General features: G+C 60.9%; 15 protein-coding genes. 6 read left to right on the forward strand and 9 right to left on the reverse strand.

Annotation, left to right across the window (positions count from 1 at the left end; all coding sequences use genetic code 11):
• Positions 1–2 precede the first annotated feature (2 nt).
• The 5 genes from GH769_RS17485 to ppsA form a co-directional block, all read right to left on the reverse strand.
• A complete protein-coding gene (locus GH769_RS17485; protein WP_014719486.1) occupies positions 3–248 on the reverse strand; it encodes a hypothetical protein in 246 nt (81 codons plus the stop codon).
• A gap of 86 nt (positions 249–334) precedes the next feature.
• Positions 335–1,330 carry a zinc transporter ZntB gene (locus tag GH769_RS17490; protein ID WP_014719487.1) on the reverse strand — a complete coding sequence of 332 codons (996 nt, stop codon included), beginning with the start codon at positions 1,328–1,330 and terminating at the stop codon, positions 335–337.
• Positions 1,331–1,355: 25 nt separating this feature from the next.
• Positions 1,356–1,847 carry a ribonuclease E activity regulator RraA gene (gene rraA / locus GH769_RS17495; protein ID WP_019820544.1) on the reverse strand — a complete coding sequence of 164 codons (492 nt, stop codon included), beginning with the start codon at positions 1,845–1,847 and terminating at the stop codon, positions 1,356–1,358.
• A 229-nt stretch (positions 1,848–2,076) separates the two neighbouring features.
• Entirely contained in the window at positions 2,077–3,066 is a 990-nt protein-coding gene (locus GH769_RS17500; protein ID WP_014719489.1) for an alpha/beta fold hydrolase, read from the reverse strand.
• Positions 3,067–3,172: 106 nt separating this feature from the next.
• Positions 3,173–5,548 (reverse strand): phosphoenolpyruvate synthase, encoded by a 2,376-nt coding sequence (gene ppsA / locus GH769_RS17505; protein WP_003193296.1) that lies wholly within the window; start codon positions 5,546–5,548, stop codon positions 3,173–3,175.
• 178 nt (positions 5,549–5,726) lie between these two features.
• Between ppsA and GH769_RS17510 the strand changes: the two genes are divergently transcribed.
• Positions 5,727–6,545: a pyruvate, water dikinase regulatory protein gene (locus GH769_RS17510; protein ID WP_003193298.1), complete on the forward strand. Its 819-nt coding sequence runs from the start codon at positions 5,727–5,729 to the stop codon at positions 6,543–6,545.
• Positions 6,546–6,685: 140 nt separating this feature from the next.
• Here the strand turns inward: GH769_RS17510 and GH769_RS17515 are convergent, their stop codons facing one another.
• A complete protein-coding gene (locus tag GH769_RS17515; protein ID WP_032874163.1) occupies positions 6,686–8,110 on the reverse strand; it encodes a PLP-dependent aminotransferase family protein in 1,425 nt (474 codons plus the stop codon).
• A 109-nt stretch (positions 8,111–8,219) separates the two neighbouring features.
• Between GH769_RS17515 and GH769_RS17520 the strand changes: the two genes are divergently transcribed.
• The 5 genes from GH769_RS17520 to GH769_RS17540 are packed head-to-tail and all read left to right on the forward strand — an operon-like array spanning position 8,220 to position 13,742.
• The gene (locus tag GH769_RS17520) at positions 8,220–9,164 is read left to right on the forward strand and encodes a DMT family transporter (protein WP_019820549.1); all 945 of its coding nucleotides are present in this window, start codon (positions 8,220–8,222) and stop codon (positions 9,162–9,164) included.
• 23 nt (positions 9,165–9,187) lie between these two features.
• Positions 9,188–11,050 (forward strand): molybdopterin-synthase adenylyltransferase MoeB, encoded by a 1,863-nt coding sequence (gene moeB / locus GH769_RS17525; protein ID WP_019820550.1) that lies wholly within the window; start codon positions 9,188–9,190, stop codon positions 11,048–11,050.
• A gap of 16 nt (positions 11,051–11,066) precedes the next feature.
• Positions 11,067–11,981 (forward strand): PLP-dependent cysteine synthase family protein, encoded by a 915-nt coding sequence (locus tag GH769_RS17530; RefSeq protein WP_003193306.1) that lies wholly within the window; start codon positions 11,067–11,069, stop codon positions 11,979–11,981.
• A 37-nt stretch (positions 11,982–12,018) separates the two neighbouring features.
• Positions 12,019–13,011, forward strand: coding sequence for a serine O-acetyltransferase (locus tag GH769_RS17535; RefSeq protein ID WP_014719494.1), 993 nt, complete (start codon positions 12,019–12,021; stop codon positions 13,009–13,011).
• Positions 13,012–13,013: 2 nt separating this feature from the next.
• The gene (locus tag GH769_RS17540) at positions 13,014–13,742 is read left to right on the forward strand and encodes an alanyl-tRNA editing protein (protein WP_014719495.1); all 729 of its coding nucleotides are present in this window, start codon (positions 13,014–13,016) and stop codon (positions 13,740–13,742) included.
• A 130-nt stretch (positions 13,743–13,872) separates the two neighbouring features.
• Here GH769_RS17540 and prpD read toward each other — a convergent pair whose 3' ends face one another.
• The 3 genes from prpD to acnD form a co-directional block, all read right to left on the reverse strand.
• Positions 13,873–15,357 (reverse strand): 2-methylcitrate dehydratase, encoded by a 1,485-nt coding sequence (gene prpD, locus GH769_RS17545; RefSeq protein WP_032903093.1) that lies wholly within the window; start codon positions 15,355–15,357, stop codon positions 13,873–13,875.
• Between the two features lie 155 nt (positions 15,358–15,512).
• Complete coding sequence (gene prpF, locus GH769_RS17550; RefSeq protein WP_020302624.1) at positions 15,513–16,703, reverse strand: 2-methylaconitate cis-trans isomerase PrpF; 1,191 nt, start codon at positions 16,701–16,703, stop codon at positions 15,513–15,515.
• An 11-nt stretch (positions 16,704–16,714) separates the two neighbouring features.
• Positions 16,715–19,309, reverse strand: a complete 2,595-nt coding sequence (gene acnD, locus GH769_RS17555) for a Fe/S-dependent 2-methylisocitrate dehydratase AcnD (protein WP_020302623.1) — start codon at positions 19,307–19,309, stop codon at positions 16,715–16,717.
• Positions 19,310–19,319 lie beyond the last annotated feature (10 nt).

Consider the following 19,319-nt stretch of genomic DNA (forward strand, 5'->3'; position numbering starts at 1 on the left):
ATTCAATCAGCCTTATCAGCAGTGCTAGCAAGAGGTTTACGACGGGAAACCGGTGACACATGGGCCGAACCGTTGTTCAGGGCCATCATCAACGCCGGCAACCAACGCCCGAGCAGACCGAACAGGTCACCCGCCCCTACCTGACGGTTGGCGGTTTTCAGTACGCGGCCCAGGCAGGCATCGTCATCACGGTTGGATGGCGAAGCATTGAGCATGTCACGCAAAGACTGTTCGAACGGATCGTGCATAGAGACCTCTCGCAAGTGATTTAAAAGACGAGGGTAAAATTCATCGGGTCACATCGGCCCTTTCTTACGTTCAGGTCATATTCAGGTCAAACCCAGCGCAATCGTCGAAATAACCACCATTGCCCCAGTGCCACAGACACCATCAACAGGCACGCGATCATGAATCCATAAGGGCTGGCAGAGAATGGAATGCCGCCCACATTGATACCGAGCAAACCGGTGAGAAAACTCATCGGCAAGAAGATCCCGGTGATGATCCCGAAGCGGTACATGGTGCGGTTCATGCGCAGGCTCAAGCGCCGGTCTTCAGCCTCCAGCACAAGCCCCACGCGCTCTCTGGCCAATTCCAGCTCTTCCAGGTAACGGGTCAGGCTGTTGTGCAGTTCGTTCCAATAGTCGGCATCGTCGTCGCAGAACCACGCCAATTTGATTCGTGTCAGCTGGGCGAAAATATCCCGCTGGGGGGCCAGGAAGCGCTTGAGTCCGGCGGCTCTTCGACGGATCTGCAGAACGCTGCCGTGCTCCGGAGTATACCGTTCGTCGGCATCGAGTTTTTCTTCCTCGGAATCGACGATTTCAGACAAGCCGGCGACCAGATCCTGCACTTTGTTGGTCAGGTACTGAGCCATATAAAGGATGAGTTCAGACGCCGTCTTGGGGCCTTTGCCGTCTGCCAGTTGCACCAGCAACTCATCGGTAGCGCGCAAGGGGCGCAAACGCAGGGAAATCACTCGGTTGGCGGCGGCGAAAATGCGCACCGACACCATGTCTTCCGGCTCCGCGCCTGGGTTGAGATTGATCCCGCGCAGAAACAGCAGCAATTCGGCGTCCGGCAGCGGCAACAGCCGTGGACGGGTGTTTTCCTCCAGCAGCAGGTCACAGGCAAACTCGCTCAGGCCGCTGGATTTGCGCAGCCAGGTCTGGGTTTGAGGATGGCTGCGATCCCAGTGCAGCCACAGGCTTTCCTGGGGCTGCAACTGCAAATCGTCGAGCTCAGTCCGGGCAATCGAACGCGCACCGCCTTTACCGTCCAGCACCAGGGCATGCACCAGCCCCCATTGCGCGTTTTCTTCTTCGAACATCCTCACCCCGACCGGTTGCGGCAGTTTATTCAGGCATTTTCAGCGGGCTGGGTGACACGATCACCCCGTTGTTATCGGCATAAATGTACTCACCGGGGCGGAACGTCACGCCTGCGAATGTCACCGGGACGTTCAGGTCGCCAAGGCCGCGCTTGTCGGTTTTTTTCGGATGAGAGGCCAGGGCCTGCACACCCAGGTCGGTCTGAGCGATGACGTCGACGTCACGGATGCACCCGTAGATCACCAGCCCTTCCCAACCATTTTTCGCGGCTTTCTCGGCAATCATGTCACCCAGCAACGCGCAGCGCAGGGAACCACCACCGTCGACCACCAGCACTTTGCCAACGCCCGGCAGGTCAGCCTGCGCCTTGACCAGGGAGTTATCCTCGAAGCATTTGAGGGTGACAATCTCGCCACCAAAGGAGTCTCGGCCACCGAAGTTGCTGAACATCGGCTCCACTACCTGCACCAGCTCCGGGTAGGCGTCACACAGGTCGGGGGTCACGTAATGGTTCATCGAGAAACTCCTGTCATCAAAGAAGAGGTCGAACATCCACGGTGTACATCAAGAAAACGCCCCGCGACAGGCATTCTTTAAGTGCCTGGGCGTTGGCGGCGGCCATGATCAAACCCGGTTCAGCGTAACGCAATACACGTTGCGCGACTGAATATGACCAGAACCGCGTGGCGCGTCATATCTTAGCCGCAACCATTCAAGAGTGAAACGCCCTTGGTAGAGCGTTTCGTCAAACCGCTGCGGACACTTCGGATTGCGTACCGAATAAGGGTGTCAGCGGGTCGTTCAACCAGCGCTCGACCAAAGGCCACACTTGGGCCTGGGCCGCTTTACTGACCAGCATCTGCACATGGCCGAAATCGTCGCTGAAACCTTGCTGACGTCCCAGGCACAGGTACTGGCGATGCTCGCTGCCCACTTGCTCGAAGAGCTTGCGGCAGGCCCAGTCCGGGTCTTGCCGGTCGCCCGCTGCGCTCACCGCCAACAGCGGCACATCGACCTGCGCCAAGCCTTTCCACCAGTCATGCTCGGCATCGCCAAACCGGCCGAACAGGCCGTTCCAACGCATCGCTTCGATCATCACGCCGGCCGGCTCGTCCTCGGGCCCACGCTTGAAGCGCGGGCCCGACAGATGGGCAAGGCGCTTGAGGATAAAGCGAGCGCCCCACTCCACCGGTGGAATTTTCAACGGCCAGTGGGTGCGACTGACCTGGCAGCCGAACAACGCCACCGACGCCACCGCTGATGCATCCAAGTGCTGCCCACCCAAGGCCGCAGCCAGGGTGGTGGCACCGAGGGAATGCCCGATCCAGTGCGGAATCTGCCCGCTTTGCTCACACACAAACGCCCCCACGGCCGGCAAATCGTAGCGCGCATAATCGGCGACGCGGTTTCTGGCGTAGTCGTGATTGCGCTTGGACAAACCATGACCGCGCATTTCCGGGATCCACACATCAAATCCGCGACGTGCGAGGTAAGCCCCCAGGCCAATTCCTTTTGGCGAATACCAGAAACGTCGATTGGAAAAACTGCCATGCAACAAAATAATCGGCGTGCCCCGGTTTTCCGGGACATCGGCCAGGCCCAAACGGGTAACCGCCAGCTCGACGGTGCCGTCCGGGCTGTTACCGGGTTTGAGTCGGTAGACGTCTTCACTCAGGTCGCCCCGACGTTCAGCGCTGATCAGGGCGACAGGAAACAGATGGCTGCTGCTTTGCATAATGCTCTTGCACAAAAAAGGGCGGCGTCCGCAAGGATTCCCGCCCTGTACAGATAAGAATGCCGGTCACCCGCAACGAGTGACCGGCACTTTTGACCACGCGATCTTAGGCGGACGCTTGGCCTTCAGCCAGGAAGAACCAGGTTTCCAGCACGGAATCGGGGTTCAGCGAGACGCTCTCGATCCCCTGCTCCATCAGCCATTTGGCCAGGTCCGGGTGGTCCGAAGGGCCTTGGCCGCAGATACCGATGTACTTGCCAGCCTTGTTACAGGCCTGGATGGCGTTGGCCAGCAGCTTCTTGACCGCTGGGTTACGCTCGTCGAACAGGTGGGCGATGATCCCCGAGTCGCGGTCCAGGCCCAGGGTCAACTGCGTCAGGTCGTTGGAGCCGATGGAGAAACCGTCGAAGAACTCCAGGAACTCTTCAGCCAGGATGGCGTTGGACGGCAATTCGCACATCATGATCACGCGCAGGCCGTTCTCGCCACGGGTCAGGCCGTTTTCTGCCAGCAGGTCCACGACCTGGCTCGCTTCGCCCAGGGTGCGCACGAAGGGCACCATGATCTCGACGTTGGTCAGGCCCATCTCGTTGCGCACGCGCTTGAGCGCACGGCATTCAAGCTCGAAGCAGTCACGGAAGGCTTCGCTGATGTAACGCGAGGCGCCGCGGAAACCCAGCATCGGGTTTTCTTCTTCCGGCTCGTAGAGCTTGCCGCCGATCAGGTTCGCGTATTCATTGGACTTGAAGTCCGACAGGCGCACGATGACCTTTTTCGGGTAGAACGCCGCAGCCAGGGTGCTGATGCCTTCGACCAGTTTCTCGACGTAGAAACCTACCGGGTCGTTGTAGCCGGCGATGCGCTTGTCGACGCTTTCCTTGATGTCCAGCGGCAGGCCGTCATAGTTCAGCAGTGCCTTGGGGTGCACGCCGATCATGCGGTTGATGATGAATTCCAGGCGGGCCAGGCCCACGCCGGCGTTCGGCAACTGGGCGAAATCAAAGGCACGGTCCGGGTTGCCGACGTTCATCATGATCTTGAACGGCAGGTCGGGCATGGCGTCGATGGAGTTTTGCTTGATATCGAAGCCCAGCTCACCTTCGAAGATAAAGCCGGTATCGCCTTCGGCGCAGGACACGGTCACACCCTGGCCATCCTTGAGCAGTTGGGTGGCGTTGCCGCAACCCACGACTGCCGGAATCCCCAGCTCACGGGCAATGATCGCCGCGTGGCAGGTACGCCCGCCACGGTTGGTAACAATGGCACTGGCGCGCTTCATCACCGGTTCCCAGTCTGGGTCGGTCATGTCGGAAACCAGTACGTCACCCGGCTGGACCTTGTCCATCTCGGACACGTCCTTGATGATCCGCACCTTGCCTGCGCCAATGCGCTGGCCAATGGCACGGCCTTCCACCAGCACGGTGCCGGTTTCCTTGAGCAGGTAGCGCTCCATGACGTTGGCCGAAGTGCGGCTCTTCACGGTTTCCGGGCGAGCCTGCACGATGTAAAGCTTGCCGTCGTCACCGTCCTTGGCCCACTCGATGTCCATCGGGCACTTGTAGTGCTTTTCGATGATCATCGCTTGTTTGGCCAACTCGCTGACTTCAGCGTCGGTCAGGCAGAAACGCGCACGCTCGGCCTTGTCGACTTCAACGGTTTTGACCGAGCGACCGGCCTTGGCCTCGTCGCCGTAGATCATCTTGATGGCCTTGCTGCCCAGGTTACGGCGCAGGATGGCCGGGCGGCCCGCTTCGAGGGTGCCCTTGTGTACGTAGAATTCGTCCGGGTTGACCGCGCCTTGTACGACGGTTTCGCCCAGGCCGTAGGCGCCGGTGATAAACACCACGTCACGGAAACCGGATTCGGTATCCAGGGTGAACATCACACCGGCAGTGCCGGTTTCCGAACGCACCATGCGCTGCACGCCGGCAGACAGGGCCACCAGCTTGTGGTCGAAACCCTGGTGTACGCGGTAGGAGATCGCACGGTCGTTAAAGAGGGAGGCAAACACTTCCTTGGCCGCGCGGATCACGTTTTCGACGCCGCGAATGTTGAGGAAGGTTTCCTGCTGGCCGGCAAAGGAGGCGTCCGGCAAGTCTTCGGCGGTGGCCGAGGAACGCACGGCGACGGCCATGTCCGGGTTACCGGCCGACAGGGTGGCGAAGGCGGTGCGAATTTCTTCGTTGAGCTTCTCGGGGAACTCGGCTTCCATGATCCACTGGCGGATCTGGGCGCCGGTCTTGGCCAGGGCGTTGACGTCATCGACGTCCAGGGCGTCCAGCGCGGCGTGGATCTGGGCGTTGAGGCCGCTCAGCTCTAGGAAGTCGCGGTAAGCCTGGGCCGTGGTGGCGAAACCACCGGGCACCGAGACACCAGCGCCTGCAAGATTACTGATCATCTCGCCGAGGGATGCGTTCTTGCCCCCCACATGCTCTACATCATGGACGCCGAGCTTATCGAGGGAAACTACGTACTCTACCAAGGTGATCTCTCCACTTTCTGTGTTGGAAAAGCTCAGGACGCGGGTTGCTCAGTAGGAGCTAACGCCAGCGCTTGTGGCCTGGACCTGGAAAATAAGTGAGAATGCGGCCCACTGCGGGACGGCAAAATCGCGCCTATCATATCCAAGATTCGCCATCAGCTTAAGGCCCAGGGCTCAAATGAAACGATCTGCTTTCTTTATTTCCGACGGCACCGGCATCACAGCCGAAACATTGGGCCAGAGCCTGCTCGCGCAGTTCGAAAACATTACCTTCGCCAAATTCACCCGGCCTTATATAGACAGCGTGGATAAAGCGCGGGCCATGGTACAACAAATCAATCTGGCGGCTGAAAAAGACGGTTTTCGCCCGATCATTTTCGACACCATCGTCAATCAAGACATTCGTGAGATTCTCGCAACGTCGAATGGTTTCATGATCGACATTTTCTCTACCTTCCTGGCGCCGTTGGAACAGGAGCTGAGTGAACACTCCTCCTATTCCGTCGGAAAGTCCCATTCCATCGGGCATAACTCCAACTATATGGAGCGCATCGAGGCGGTGAACTTCGCCCTCGACAACGACGACGGCGCCCGCACCCACTACTACGACAAGGCCGACCTGATCCTGGTGGGCGTGTCGCGTTGCGGCAAGACCCCCACCTGCCTGTACATGGCCATGCAATTCGGTATTCGTGCGGCCAACTATCCGCTGACCGAAGATGACATGGAACACCTGACCCTGCCCGCCGCCTTGCGCGCGCACTCACACAAACTGTTCGGCCTGACCATCGACCCGGACCGGCTGACCGCCATCCGCAACGAACGCAAGCCCAACAGCCGCTACTCCAGCTATGCCCAGTGCGAATTTGAAGTGCGGGAAGTAGAAAATCTGTTCCGTCGCGAGAATATTGCGCACATCAATTCCACGCATTTTTCGGTGGAAGAGATTTCGGCGAAGATTCTGGTGGAGAAGGGTGTGGAGCGGCGCTTCAAGTGATCTCTGTCGCCTGATCTGATCGTTCCCACGCTCTGCGTGGGAACGCCGCCTGGGACGTTCCGCGTCCCGCAATAGCGACGCGGAGCGTCGCAAGATGCATTCCCACGCAGAGCGTGGGAACGAGCAACGGTAACGCGGATTTACAGATGAAACCGCCCGCCCCCCTGCCCCAGCGCCGTCGCCAGCGCGTCAAACCCCTCGCGCAATAACTGATCATCGCCCGACGTGTTGCAGATACTCGCCCGAATAAACTGCGGCACCGCCGTCTGCCCCACGGCAAAAGCCTCGGCGGTGGCGATCAGGTAATTGTTCTGTTTGAGCTCCGCCTCGATTTCCGAGGCCCGCCAGGGCTCCGGTACTTCGATCCAGAAGTGCGGGCTATTGAGGTGGGTGCGATAGGCCAGGCCGTTCAATAAATCTTCGACTAACGTCTTGCGGCGGCTGATCTCGTTGATCTGCTGACGCAACAAATATTCCGCCGTGCCGTTTTCAATCCACTGGGTCGCCAACTCCAGAGTCACAGGTGTGGCCATCCAGCAGGTCGAACGTAGCGCCGCCGAGATGCGACTGACCAGCGCCGGCGGCGCATGCACGTAGCCCACCCGCAAACCAGCCGACACGGCCTTGCTCAGGCTGCTGATCAAGATCGTACGCTCAGGCGCGAAGTAGCTGAGGGGCGGCGGACGGTCCTCCACCAGCACACCGTGGGCTTCGTCCTCCAGAATCAGCAGGTTATGTTCGCGACACACCTTGGCCAAGGCTTCGCGGCGCGCCACCGACAACACGGCGGTGGTCGGATTCTGGATAGTCGGCGTGCAATACAACGCCGAAATCCGGTGATTGCGACAGACCTCATCCAGCGCCGTGGGCAGCACACCTTCCTCGTCCATCTCCAGGCCGATCAGCCGCACCCCCAGCATACGCGCAGCGGTAATCAGCCCGGGATAAGTCAACTGCTCGGTGACCACCGTATCGCCAGCACGCAGCAGCGCCATCATCGCGCACAGCAAGCCATGCTGACCGCCGTTGACGCAAATGACCTGCTCGGGAATCGGATGAAACTCGCGCTGCACCAGCCACTGCGCGCCCGCTTCACGGTAACGCGGCAGGCCGGCGTCGGGGGTGTAGGCGCTGATGTCCTGGAGGAACTTGGCATTATTCGACAGGGTTTGAAAGCTCTGGGCGAGAAACACCGTCTCTTGCCCGGGAATGTGCATGTTGCGGCTCATGTCGAAGTACTGGCGCGGCTCCTCGCTGAAATTACGAAAGCCCTCATCACGCTGGCGCTCCATCCCACGCTTGCGCACGAAGGTGCCGTCACCCACCCGTGCAACCACCAGGCCCAGGCGCTCCAATTCACCGTAAGCCCGGCTGATGGTGCCGATGGTCACGCCTAAATTGTCGGAAAGCACCCGATGGGGCGGCAGTTTTCGTCCCGGTTCAATCAAGCCTTCGAGGATGCCCCGTTCCATCACATCGGACAGGCGCTTGTACTTCACGCCCTGCCCGTTGGACAAGCCCTCACGCATAATTGACACCATGTCAATATTTGTTTTGACAGCCATCTTTCGCCCTAATAGTGTGCTTTTACGGGTTCAATCGCCGATAAACATAACTCATTACAAGTTCAATATAGAGTTCAATTCCGGCTCAGGGAAGCAATAAACGATGCCAATGTCCGCCGTTCTCGAAAACACTGCAAAAACAAAAACGCAAAAACAGTGGCTCGCCGGGCTGGTGACCAGCGTGATGTTCCTGATCGTGTGCCTGAGTTGGGGCACCACGTGGCTGGGCATCAAGATCGCCGTCGAGAGCGTGCCGCCGCTGACATCCGCCGGCCTGCGCTTTCTCATCGCGTTTCCGCTGTTCCTGTGTTTTGCCATGGTGCGCCGTGAGCCGATCCTGTTTCCCCGGGAAAGCCGCTGGTTCTTCGTGTTTGTGACCCTGTCTTACTTCAGCGTTCCCTACTATTTGCTCAACTACGGCGAAATGCATGTGTCGTCGGGCCTCACCGCCCTGCTGTTCAGTTGCATGCCGGTATTCATCCTGATCTTCTCGGCGCTGTTCCTGCGCGAGCGCATCTATTTTTCCCAGGTGGTCGGCATAGGCATCGGTTTCGGCAGCCTTTACATGATCATCAAGAGCCAGGGCCTGCACTTGGACCACGCCGAGTTCTTCGGGGTACTGGCCATTCTGAGCGCCGCGATCATGCACGCCTTGTGCTATGTCATTACCAAGCAAAAAGGCAGCGCCATCAGCGTCATCACCTACAACACCCTGCCCATCGGCATTGCCGGGCTGATGCTGTTCCTGGCCGGCCTGTGGTTTGAAACACCGACGTTCGACGCCATTACCCTGCGCTCCTGGAGCGCGCTGTTCTACCTGGGGCTGGTGGCCTCGGTGGGCGGGTTCATTGTGTATTTCATGCTGCTCAAGCGCCTGAGCCCGATCATCCTGTCGTTCGTGTTCATCATCTTCCCGGTGTTCGCGGTCATCATCGGTGCCTGGTACGAAGGCGTGGAAATTTCCCGCGACCTGATGCTGTACTCGGCGATCCTGCTGGCCGGCTTTGCGATCACCAAGTTGCCGATTGAAAAACTCATGGCCAAGAAAAAGTGACCCTCAACCAACGCGAGAGAAACATGGACGTCCTCCGCCCCATCGCCCTGGAACAGATCTACGCCCACGCCAGCCGCAGCTACCCCGAGGAGTGCTGTGGTTTCGTCTTCGCCGACGGCAGCGTGTACCTGGGCAGCAATATCCAGAATGAACTGCACCGCAAGAACCCCGAGATGTACCCACGCAGCGCGGCCAATGGCTACACCTTTTCGGTGGCCGACACCCTGCTGATGAACAAGGCGTTTCGCAGTGACAACCCGGTGGTAGTGATTTACCACTCACACCCGGATGTGGGCGCCTATTTCAGTGACGAAGACCAGGACAAGGCACTGTTCCTGGGCGAGCCGATCTTCCCCGTCAGCTACTTGGTGGTGGATGTCCGCCAGGGCCAGGCCCTGGGCTCCAAGCTGTTTGCCTGGGATGGCAAGCATTTCTCCCTTCAACCTTTCAACGACCTGCACACGGAGTTGTCCATGAACGCTGTCTCTTTCCCCGACATTCTGGTTCGCGTGGCCAAGCTGCCGGAATCGACCCTTGAGGGCGCCGGATCGACATTGCGCGAAGTCATTGAAAATCTCTGCACCCATCACCCCCAATTGCGTCAGCACCTGTTCCATGAAAAGAACGACCAGCTCAAGGAACACTTCCTGTTTACCGCCGAGGAGGCGTTGATCGACGCCGATGAACCCCTGCCAGCAAAAGCCCGGATCGAAGTGTTGCTCGCCACTTCAGGTGGCATGGACATCGATGCCCTGAGCAACGAAGAAGTGCAGCGCTATGTGCGCCACATCACCCTGCCAGGCGTCGGCCGCGAAGGCCAATTGAACCTGAAGAAAGCCAAGGTGCTGGTCATCGGTACCGGCGGCCTGGGCTCGCCCATCAGCCTGTACCTGGCGGCGGCCGGCATCGGCACCCTGGGGCTGGTGGACTTTGATGTGGTGGAAAGCAGCAACCTGCAACGCCAGATCGTGCATGGCAACAGCACCCTGGGCATGCCCAAGGTCGAGTCCGCCAAGCAGCGCCTGCTGGACCTCAATCCGCATATCCAGATCAACGCGTACAACACCGCGCTCAACAGCGACAACGCCCTGGCACTGGTGGGCGCCTATGACCTGGTGATCGACGGCACCGACAATTTCGACACCCGCTACCTGGTCAACGACGCCTGTGTGCAGCTGGGTAAACCCTTGGTGTACGGCGCCATCTACCGTTTCGACGGGCAGATCAGCGTGCTCAACTATAAAGGTGGGCCGTGCTATCGCTGCCTGTTCCCCAAGGCCCCACCCGCAGAGCTGGCGCCCAATTGCAGCGCGGGCGGTGTGATCGGCGTGTTGCCGGGCGTGGTCGGTATGATCCAGGCCACCGAGGCGATCAAATTACTGATCGGCATTGGCGAACCCTTGTCCGGCCGCTTGATGCGCTTCGACGCGCTGGCGATGAAGTTCAGCGAGATCCGCTTCAAGCGCCGCGCTGACTGCCCCTGCTGCTCGGACCTGCGCCACAGCGAAACCGTCGCGCCGGCCACCTGCGCCGATGCCTTACCGAGCCAGCCCTCCCTGGCCGCGGAACGCTACATCAAGCCCCAGGTACTCAAGCAAGTGCTCGAACACCCTAGCAGCGCCGATGTATTGCTGGACGTGCGTGACGCCAGCGAACTGGAAGTGTGCAAATTACCGGGCGTGGTGCATATCCCGCTGGCAGAACTGGATGGGCAGCTCGCCAGTCTGAGCCGCGACAACACCCACTACCTGATCTGCTACGCAGGCACCCGCGCCGAGCAAGCCGCCAGCACCCTGTTGGCCGCTGGCTTTGCCAACACCAAAGTCCTGCAGGGCGGCATGAAACATTGGGTTCGCGACGTCGAACCTGACATGCCGCTTTACTGAGAGTGGGGACGTGCTGATGCTGCATAACTCCATTCTCGACGTGATCGGCCAGACGCCGATCGTGCGTCTGGCCCAGTTTTCCGAAGACCTCGGCATCGAGGTCTACGCCAAGCTGGAGTCGCTCAACCCCGGTGGCAGCCACAAGGCGCGCATCGCCCTGGGCATGATCCTGGATGCCGAGCGCCGCGGTGTGCTGATCCGTGATTCCGGGCAGACCATCATCGAACCCAGTGGCGGCAACACCGGCATTGGCCTGGTGATGGCCGGCAATGTGCTGGGCTACAAAGTGGTGCTGGTGATCCCTGACAACTACAGCCCGGAAAAACAGAAGCTGCTGCGTCTGTACGGTGCGAGGGTAGTGCTGTCCGATAGCCGCCTGGGCAATAACTCCCACGGCGAAAAGTGCATGGAGCTGCAGTTGGAAAACCCCAACTACGTGATGCTCAACCAGCAACGCAATGGCGCCAACCCCCAAACCCACCGTGACACCACCGCCCCGGAAATCCTTCGCGCCTTCGGTGAACAGCGCGTGGATTACTTCGTCAGCGGCATTGGCACCGGGGGCCATATCACCGGTATCGGCGAAACCCTCAAGGCCGCCTGGCCCGCGCTGCGAGTGATGGGCGTAGAACCGGAAGAATGCGACCTGCTCAAAGACCGGCACGCGGCGCACGGGATCCAGGGCCTGTCGATCGGCCTGATCCCTAGCATCCTCAACCTGGACGTGATCGACGGCATGCTCAAGGTGTCGCACGCCGATTGCCTGGACATGATCAAACGTATCATGCGCACCGATGCCATCAGCCTGGGGCTGTCTTCGGCCGCCAACATGGTCGCCATCGCCCAACTCGCCCCCGAACTGCCGCCTGAAACGGTGGTGTTGACCATGGTCTACGACAATGCCGACAGCTACCTGCCCAGTTTCGAGTAACCGGGTTTTTAACCATCCAACATACGGGGGTGTCTCCATGGGGGGCTTTATCGACATGCAACAGCTGCACGATGAGTTGCTCACCCATCTCATCACCACCCTCACGCCCAGACAGATGAAGCAACTGGAGCCGCACCTGGCGCCGTTGATTCAGAACGCCGCCCAGGCGGTGGCCGAGGACCTGATTGCCTATGCCTATCGCGACCCCGCGTCCCGTGGGCGCGGTGAGTTGATCCTGGAATCCTACGCCTCGTTCAAGGCCGTGCTGTTCTACCGCCTTGCGCACCTGGTCTGGCATTTCCAGGGCCCAGACAACGGCGATTTTTCGCGCATGGCCCTCAAGCTGAGTAACCAGGGCAAGATCCTCTCCGGTGCCGAGATTCACCCGGCAGCGCGCATCGGCCGCCGCTTTGTGCTGGACCATGGCTACGGCACCGTCATCGGCGAAACCTGCGTGATCGGCAACGACTGCTACATCCTCTGCGGCGTGACCCTGGGTGCGCGCGGTATTGCCAACAACCCGGACGGCAAACGCCACCCGCGCCTGGGCAACAACGTCGAAGTCGGCGCCGGCGCCCGGGTGCTGGGCTATGTTTCGATCGGCGATAACGTGTTTATCAGCCCCTCCTGCGTGATTACCCAAGACGTGCCGGCAGGCACCAAGGTCAAGGTGGTCAACCAGATCCAACTGCAAAAAAACGATGAATCGGACCACAGCAACTACCTCGGCGCCTTTGCCCTGGATGAGCGCTTGCACGTGGTGGGCGAAGTGAGTGCCGGCCACAAGGTCACCGTGCTGGACGCCGACTTTCATCCCCTGCAAGGGCTGATGCTTGAACCCACGGTGAAAGAGCGGCATCACCTGCAGTTTCGTCTGCGTCGCCTCGACACCGGCGAACAACTGCCACGCCTGCCGCTGAACCTGAAGGTATGCGGGCCGGAATTTGAAATCACCCTGCTCTCTCCCCCTGGCTTGAGCGCACTGGTGCGCCACCTCTTGCAAGCCACCCCATTGATCGTCGGAGGTTGAACATGTCTGTGCATACCATGGAAACCCTGGCGCTGTTTGACAGCGCGCCCTACCAGAACGCCTTCAGCGCCCGGGTGATTGCCATCAGCGAACAGGGTATCGCCCTGGAGCACACCCTGTTCTACCCCACCGGCGGCGGGCAACCGGGCGATACCGGTCACCTCACTCTGGCCGATGGCACACGGGTGCAAGTGACCGGCACCGTGCGCGACCCGGTGTTGCGCTCGATCATCTGGCACCAGGTGGACCACTACCCCGAACAGTTGGCCGCTGGCGTCCAGGTCGACGCTGGGCTGGATTGGGAGCGGCGCTACCAGCACATGAAGATGCACACTTGCCTGCACTTGCTGTGTTCGCTCATCGACGCGCCCGTGACCGGTTGCAGCATCAGCGCAGATAAAGGCCGCCTGGATTTCGACCTGCCAGAAATGACCTTGGACAAAGACCGCCTCACCCAAGACCTCAACGCCCTTATCGAACAAGCCCACGCCGTCAAAACTCTGTCGATGCCCGCCACCGAGTACGCGACCCTGCTGCAGATCACCCGCACCCAGGCGGTTGCGCCGCCGGTGGTCTCCGGTTCGGTCCGGGTGATTGAAATCCCCGGCATCGATATCCAGCCCTGCGGCGGCACCCATGTGCTCAATACCGAGGAAATCGGCCGGGTGTTCTGCGAAAAGATCGAGAAGAAGAGCAAGCACAACCGCCGGGTGATACTGCGGTTTGAATAGATTCTGAAGCAGAACTTCAATCAACTGTGGGAGCTGGCTTGCCTGCGATAGCTGACATCCAGTCAATTCATGTGGGGCTGACACACCGCTATCGCAGGCAAGCCAGCTCCCACATTAACCGCGTTGTTTTTCAGATCGTGAGCAGGTCCATGAAACGGTTGACTGGCGTCGCCTCAAGCCGTGCCTGATCCTTGCACAACGCAAAGATTTCGGCGCTGCGTTGCGCAGTGAACCGCGTGGCCAGGTTGGCCTTGAACTTGTCTTCCAGCAGTGGAATGCCGTCCACCCGACGGCGACGATGGCCAATCGGATACTCCACCGCCACCTGCTCGGTGCAGGTGCCATCCGTGAAAAACACCTGCACCGCATTGGCAATGGAGCGCTTGTCGGCCTCCAGGTATTCGCGGCTGTAGCGCGGGTCTTCGACGATGACCATCTTGTCGCGCAGCTGATCAATGATCGGGTGGGCCGCGTGGAAATCATCTTCATACTGCTCGGCCACCAGGTTGCCGAACGCCAACGGCACGGCGGTCATGTATTGCAGGCAGTGGTCGCGATCAGCGGCGTTGGCCAATGGGCCGACCTTGGAAATAATGCGAATCGCCGACTCGTGAGTCGTGATCACGATGCGGTCGATTTCATGCAGGCGATGCTTGACCAGCGGGTGCAGGGCGACTGCCGCTTCACAGGCAGTTTGCGCGTGAAACTCGGCCGGGAAGCTGATCTTGAACAGCACGTTCTCCATCACGTAGGTGCCGTAGGGTTGGGGCAGGCTGAACGCGCGCTTATCCTGGGGCTTGAGCGCCAAGTCCTTGTTGGTGTGGCTGAACAGCACGTCGTAGAAGCCCCACTGCGGCGCACTCAATACACCGGGGATGCCCATTTCGCCACGCAGGGCGATGTCTGCCAGGCGTACGCCGCGGCTCGATGCATCGCCTGCGGCCCAGGATTTGCGCGAGCCGGCATTCGGTGCATGGCGATAGGTGCGCAGCGCCTGGCCATCGACAAAAGCGTGTGACAACGCCGATAGCAGTTGCTCGCGGTTGGCGCCCATCAGCTTGGCGGTGACCGCCGTGGTAGCGACTTTCACCAGCAACACATGGTCGAGGCCTACCCGGTTGAAGGAGTTTTCCAAGGCAATCACACCTTGGATTTCGTGGGCCATGATCATCGCTTCCAGCACTGCACGCACGGTCAACGGCGCGTCGCCATTGGCCAGACGCTTTTGCGACAGGTGATCGGCCACGGCGAGGATGCCGCCCAGGTTGTCCGAAGGGTGGCCCCATTCAGCAGCAAGCCAGGTGTCGTTGTAGTCGAGCCAGCGCACGATGCATCCGATATCCCAGGCGGCCTTGACCGGGTCCAGGCGGAACGAAGTGCCCGGCACCCGTGCGCCAAACGGCACCACGGTACCCTCTACCATCGGCCCCAGGTGCTTGGTGCACTCGGGGAAGCGCAGGGCCAGCAGGCCACAGCCGAGGGTGTCCATCAGGCAGTTGCGGGCGGTATCCAGGGCGTCCTGGGAGTCGATGCGGTAGTTGAGGACGTAGTCGGCGATGTCCTGCAACACCGAGTCGTAGTCGGGACGGTTGTTCTGGTCGACGTTGGCGCTCATGGCGGTTCTCCTAAAAGTTGGTTGTTCCATCCTCAGGGTCAGGGTTTGATCGTTCCCACGCTCCGCGTGGGAATGCATCCCGTGACGCTCTGCGTCACAGCAGGACGCAGAGTGTCCCAGGCGGCGTTCCCACGCGGAGCGTGGGAACGATCAAGCTAGAAAGCGTCGCCGGGGATGCGCACATAGCCTTCCATTAACACCCGTGCGCTGCGGCTCATGATGGCTTTCTTCACCACCCATTCACCGTCCACCTGGCTGGCCTCGGCGCCTACGCGCAAAGTGCCGGACGGGTGCCCGAAGCGCACGGCATTGCGCTCTACGCCGCCCGCCGCCAGGTTGACCAAGGTGCCGGAAATCGCCGCGGCGGTGCCAATCGCCACCGCCGCGGTGCCCATCATCGCGTGGTGCAGTTTGCCCATCGACAAGGCGCGCACCAGCAGGTCCACATCGCCGGCCTTGATCGCCTTGCCGCTGGAGGCCACGTAATCGGCAGGTTTGGCCACGAACGCCACCTTGGGCGTGTGCTGGCGCTGGGCGGCTTCGTCCAGGTGTTTGATCAGGCCCATGCGCAACGCGCCATACGCCCGCACGGTCTCGAACATCGCCAGGGCCTTGGGGTCGCTGTTGATCGCGCCTTGCAGCTCGGTTCCGGTGTAGCCCAAGTCCTGGGCATTGATGAAAATCGTCGGGATACCGGCGTTGATCAACGTGGCCTTGAAGGTACCGACGCCGGGTACCTCCAGGTCGTCGACGAGGTTGCCAGTGGGGAACATCGAACCACCACCGCCCTCTTCTTCCGCCGCGGGGTCCATGAATTCCAACTGCACTTCGGCAGCCGGGAAGGTCACGCCGTCCAGTTCAAAGTCGCCGGTTTCCTGCACCGCGCCGTCAGTGATTGGCACGTGGGCGATGATGGTCTTGCCGATATTGGCCTGCCACACCCGCACCACGGCCACGCCGTTATGGGGTACGCGGGCCGCATCGACCAGGCCGGCACTGATGGCGAACGAACCCACCGCCGCCGACAGGTTGCCGCAGTTGCCGCTCCAATCGACAAATGGCTTGTCGATGGAGACCTGGCCGAACAGGTAATCCACGTCGTGATCGGCGCGGCTGCTTTTGGCCAGGATCACGGTCTTGCTGGTGCTCGAGGTGGCACCCCCCATGCCGTCGATCTGCTTGTCATAGGGGTCGGGGCTGCCGATCACCCGCAGCAACAAGGCGTCGCGTGCAGGGCCCGGCACCTGCGCCGCGGCGGGCAGGTCCTGGAGGCTGAAGAACACGCCCTTGCTGGTGCCGCCACGCATGTAGGTGGCGGGGATTTTGATTTGCGCTACGTGTGCCATGGTTATCCTCTTCAGGCGGTCGCCTTTGATTCCAGGAAGTCCTGGGCGAAACGTTGCAACACGCCACCGGCTTCGTAGATCGACACTTCTTCGGCGGTGTCCAGGCGGCAGGTCACTGGCACCTCGACACGTTCGCCATTCTTGCGGTTGATCACCAGGGTCAGTTGCGCACGCGGGGTGCGCTCGCCGACCACGTCATAGGTTTCACTGCCGTCGATTTGCAGGGTGTGGCGGTCGGTGCCTGGCAGGAACTCCAGGGGCAACACGCCCATGCCCACCAGGTTGGTGCGGTGGATGCGCTCGAAGCCTTCGGCGGCAATCGCTTCCACACCGGCCAGGCGTACGCCCTTGGCCGCCCAGTCGCGGGACGAACCTTGGCCATAGTCGGCGCCGGCGATGATGATCAGCGGTTGCTTGCGCTCCATGTAAGTCTCGATGGCTTCCCACATCCGCGTGACCTTGCCTTCCGGCTCGATACGCGCAAGAGAGCCCTGCTTGACCTTGCCGTTTTCCTGCACCATTTCGTTGAACAGTTTCGGGTTGGCGAAGGTGGCGCGCTGCGCCGTCAAATGGTCGCCCCTGTGGGTGGCGTAGGAGTTGAAGTCGACCTCGGGCAAGCCCATTTTCGCCAGGTATTCACCGGCGGCGCTGTCCAGCATGATCGCGTTGGACGGCGACAAGTGGTCGGTGGTGATGTTGTCCGGCAGCACCGCCAGCGGGCGCATGCCCTTGAGCGGTCGTGCACCGGCCAGCGCGCCTTCCCAGTACGGCGGGCGGCGGATATAGGTGCTTTGTGGGCGCCAGTCGTACAGCGGCGTGACCTTGGGCCCGGTGTCTTCGTGAATGGCGAACATCGGGATATACACCGCACGGAATTGCTCGGGTTTTACCGAAGCCTTGACCACCGCGTCGATCTCTTCATCGCTCGGCCAGATGTCTTGCAGGCGGATTTCGTTGCCGTCGGCATCCAGGCCGAGCACGTCCTTCTCGATGTCGAAACGGATGGTACCGGCAATCGCATAGGCCACCACCAGCGGCGGCGACGCCAGGAAGGCTTGCTTGGCGTAAGGGTGAATGCGCCCGTCAAAGTTGCGGTTACCCGACAACACCGCGGTGGCGTACAGGTCGCGGTCGATGATCTCTTGCTGGATCACCGGGTCGAGCGCGCCCGACATGCCGTTGCAGGTGGTGCAGGCAAAGGCCACCACGCCAAAACCGAGTTTTTCCAGCTCATGGCCCAGGCCGGCTTCTTCCAGGTACATGGCCACGGTTTTCGAGCCCGGCGCCAAAGACGACTTGACCCACGGCTTGCGGGTCAGCCCAAGCTTGTTGGCGTTGCGTGCCAACAGGCCGGCGGCGATCACGTTGCGCGGGTTGCTGGTGTTGGTGCAACTGGTGATGGCGGCGATGATCACTGCGCCGTCGGGCATTTGCCCCGGCACGTCATCCCATTGGCCGGCAATGCCTTTTGACGCCAGGTCGCGGGTGGCCAGGCGGGCATGAGGGTTGCTCGGGCCGGCCATGTTGCGCACGACGCTGGAGAGGTCGAAGCTCAGGCTGCGCTCGTACTGCGCGCCTTTCAGGTCGTCCGCCCACAGGCCAGTGTGGCGTGCATATTGCTCGACCAGGGCGACTTGTTCGTCTTCGCGACCGGTGAGTTTGAGGTAGGCAATGGTTTGCGCGTCGATGTAGAACATCGCGGCGGTGGCGCCGTACTCCGGGGCCATGTTGGAGATGGTGGCACGGTCACCCAAAGTGAGTGCCGACGCCCCTTCGCCGAAGAACTCCAGCCAGGCGCCGACCACCTTTTGCTGGCGCAGGAATTCGGTGAGTGCCAGCACCATATCGGTGGCGGTGATGCCCGGTTGCAGCTTGCCGGTCAATTCCACGCCAACGCTTTCCGGCAGGCGCATCCACGACGCGCGGCCGAGCATCACGCTCTCGGCTTCCAGACCACCGACGCCGATGGCGATCACACCCAGGGCGTCTACGTGAGGCGTATGGCTGTCGGTGCCGACACAGGTATCCGGGAAGGCCACACCGTCACGCACTTGAATCACCGGGGACATTTTCTCCAGATTGATCTGGTGCATGATGCCGTTGCCCGGCGGGATCACATCGACGTTCTTGAAGGCCTTTTTGGTCCACTCGATAAAGTGGAAGCGGTCTTCGTTGCGACGGTCTTCAATGGCGCGGTTTTTTTCGAAGGCTTGCGGGTCAAAGCCACCGGCCTCGACGGCCAGGGAGTGGTCGACGATCAGTTGGGTGGGCACCACCGGGTTGACCTGCGCCGGGTCGCCGCCTTGCTGGGCGATGGCATCGCGCAGGCCGGCGAGGTCGACAAGAGCGGTCTGGCCGAGGATGTCATGGCACACCACGCGGGCCGGGAACCACGGGAAGTCGAGGTCGCGCTTGCGCTCGATCAGTTGGCTCAGGGACGCGTCGAGGGTGGCCGGGTCGCAACGGCGCACCAGGTTCTCGGCGAGCACGCGCGAGGTGTAGGGCAGCGTGGCGTAGGCGCCGGGGGTGATTGCCTCAACAGCCGCACGGGCGTCGAAGAAATCCAGGCGGCTGCCGGGGAGCGGTTTGCGAAATTCAGTGTTCATCGTCAGGACT

This window comes from Pseudomonas sp. CFSAN084952, assembly GCF_009648855.1.
In the GTDB taxonomy this organism is placed as follows: Bacteria; Pseudomonadota; Gammaproteobacteria; order Pseudomonadales; family Pseudomonadaceae; genus Aquipseudomonas; species Aquipseudomonas paracarnis.

Excerpts from the sequence above, each read along its gene's own strand:
- GH769_RS17485 (WP_014719486.1), bottom strand. The coding sequence starts at position 248 with ATGCACGATCCGTTCGAACAGTCTTTGCGTGACATGCTCAATGCTTCG.
- GH769_RS17490 (WP_014719487.1), bottom strand. The coding sequence starts at position 1,330 with ATGTTCGAAGAAGAAAACGCGCAATGGGGGCTGGTGCATGCCCTGGTG.
- rraA (WP_019820544.1), bottom strand. The coding sequence starts at position 1,847 with ATGAACCATTACGTGACCCCCGACCTGTGTGACGCCTACCCGGAGCTG.
- GH769_RS17500 (WP_014719489.1), bottom strand. The coding sequence starts at position 3,066 with ATGCAAAGCAGCAGCCATCTGTTTCCTGTCGCCCTGATCAGCGCTGAA.
- GH769_RS17510 (WP_003193298.1), top strand. The coding sequence starts at position 5,727 with ATGAAACGATCTGCTTTCTTTATTTCCGACGGCACCGGCATCACAGCC.
- GH769_RS17515 (WP_032874163.1), bottom strand. The coding sequence starts at position 8,110 with ATGGCTGTCAAAACAAATATTGACATGGTGTCAATTATGCGTGAGGGC.
- GH769_RS17520 (WP_019820549.1), top strand. The coding sequence starts at position 8,220 with ATGTCCGCCGTTCTCGAAAACACTGCAAAAACAAAAACGCAAAAACAG.
- moeB (WP_019820550.1), top strand. The coding sequence starts at position 9,188 with ATGGACGTCCTCCGCCCCATCGCCCTGGAACAGATCTACGCCCACGCC.
- GH769_RS17530 (WP_003193306.1), top strand. The coding sequence starts at position 11,067 with ATGCTGCATAACTCCATTCTCGACGTGATCGGCCAGACGCCGATCGTG.
- GH769_RS17535 (WP_014719494.1), top strand. The coding sequence starts at position 12,019 with ATGGGGGGCTTTATCGACATGCAACAGCTGCACGATGAGTTGCTCACC.
- GH769_RS17540 (WP_014719495.1), top strand. The coding sequence starts at position 13,014 with ATGTCTGTGCATACCATGGAAACCCTGGCGCTGTTTGACAGCGCGCCC.
- prpD (WP_032903093.1), bottom strand. The coding sequence starts at position 15,357 with ATGAGCGCCAACGTCGACCAGAACAACCGTCCCGACTACGACTCGGTG.
- prpF (WP_020302624.1), bottom strand. The coding sequence starts at position 16,703 with ATGGCACACGTAGCGCAAATCAAAATCCCCGCCACCTACATGCGTGGC.
- acnD (WP_020302623.1), bottom strand. The coding sequence starts at position 19,309 with ATGAACACTGAATTTCGCAAACCGCTCCCCGGCAGCCGCCTGGATTTC.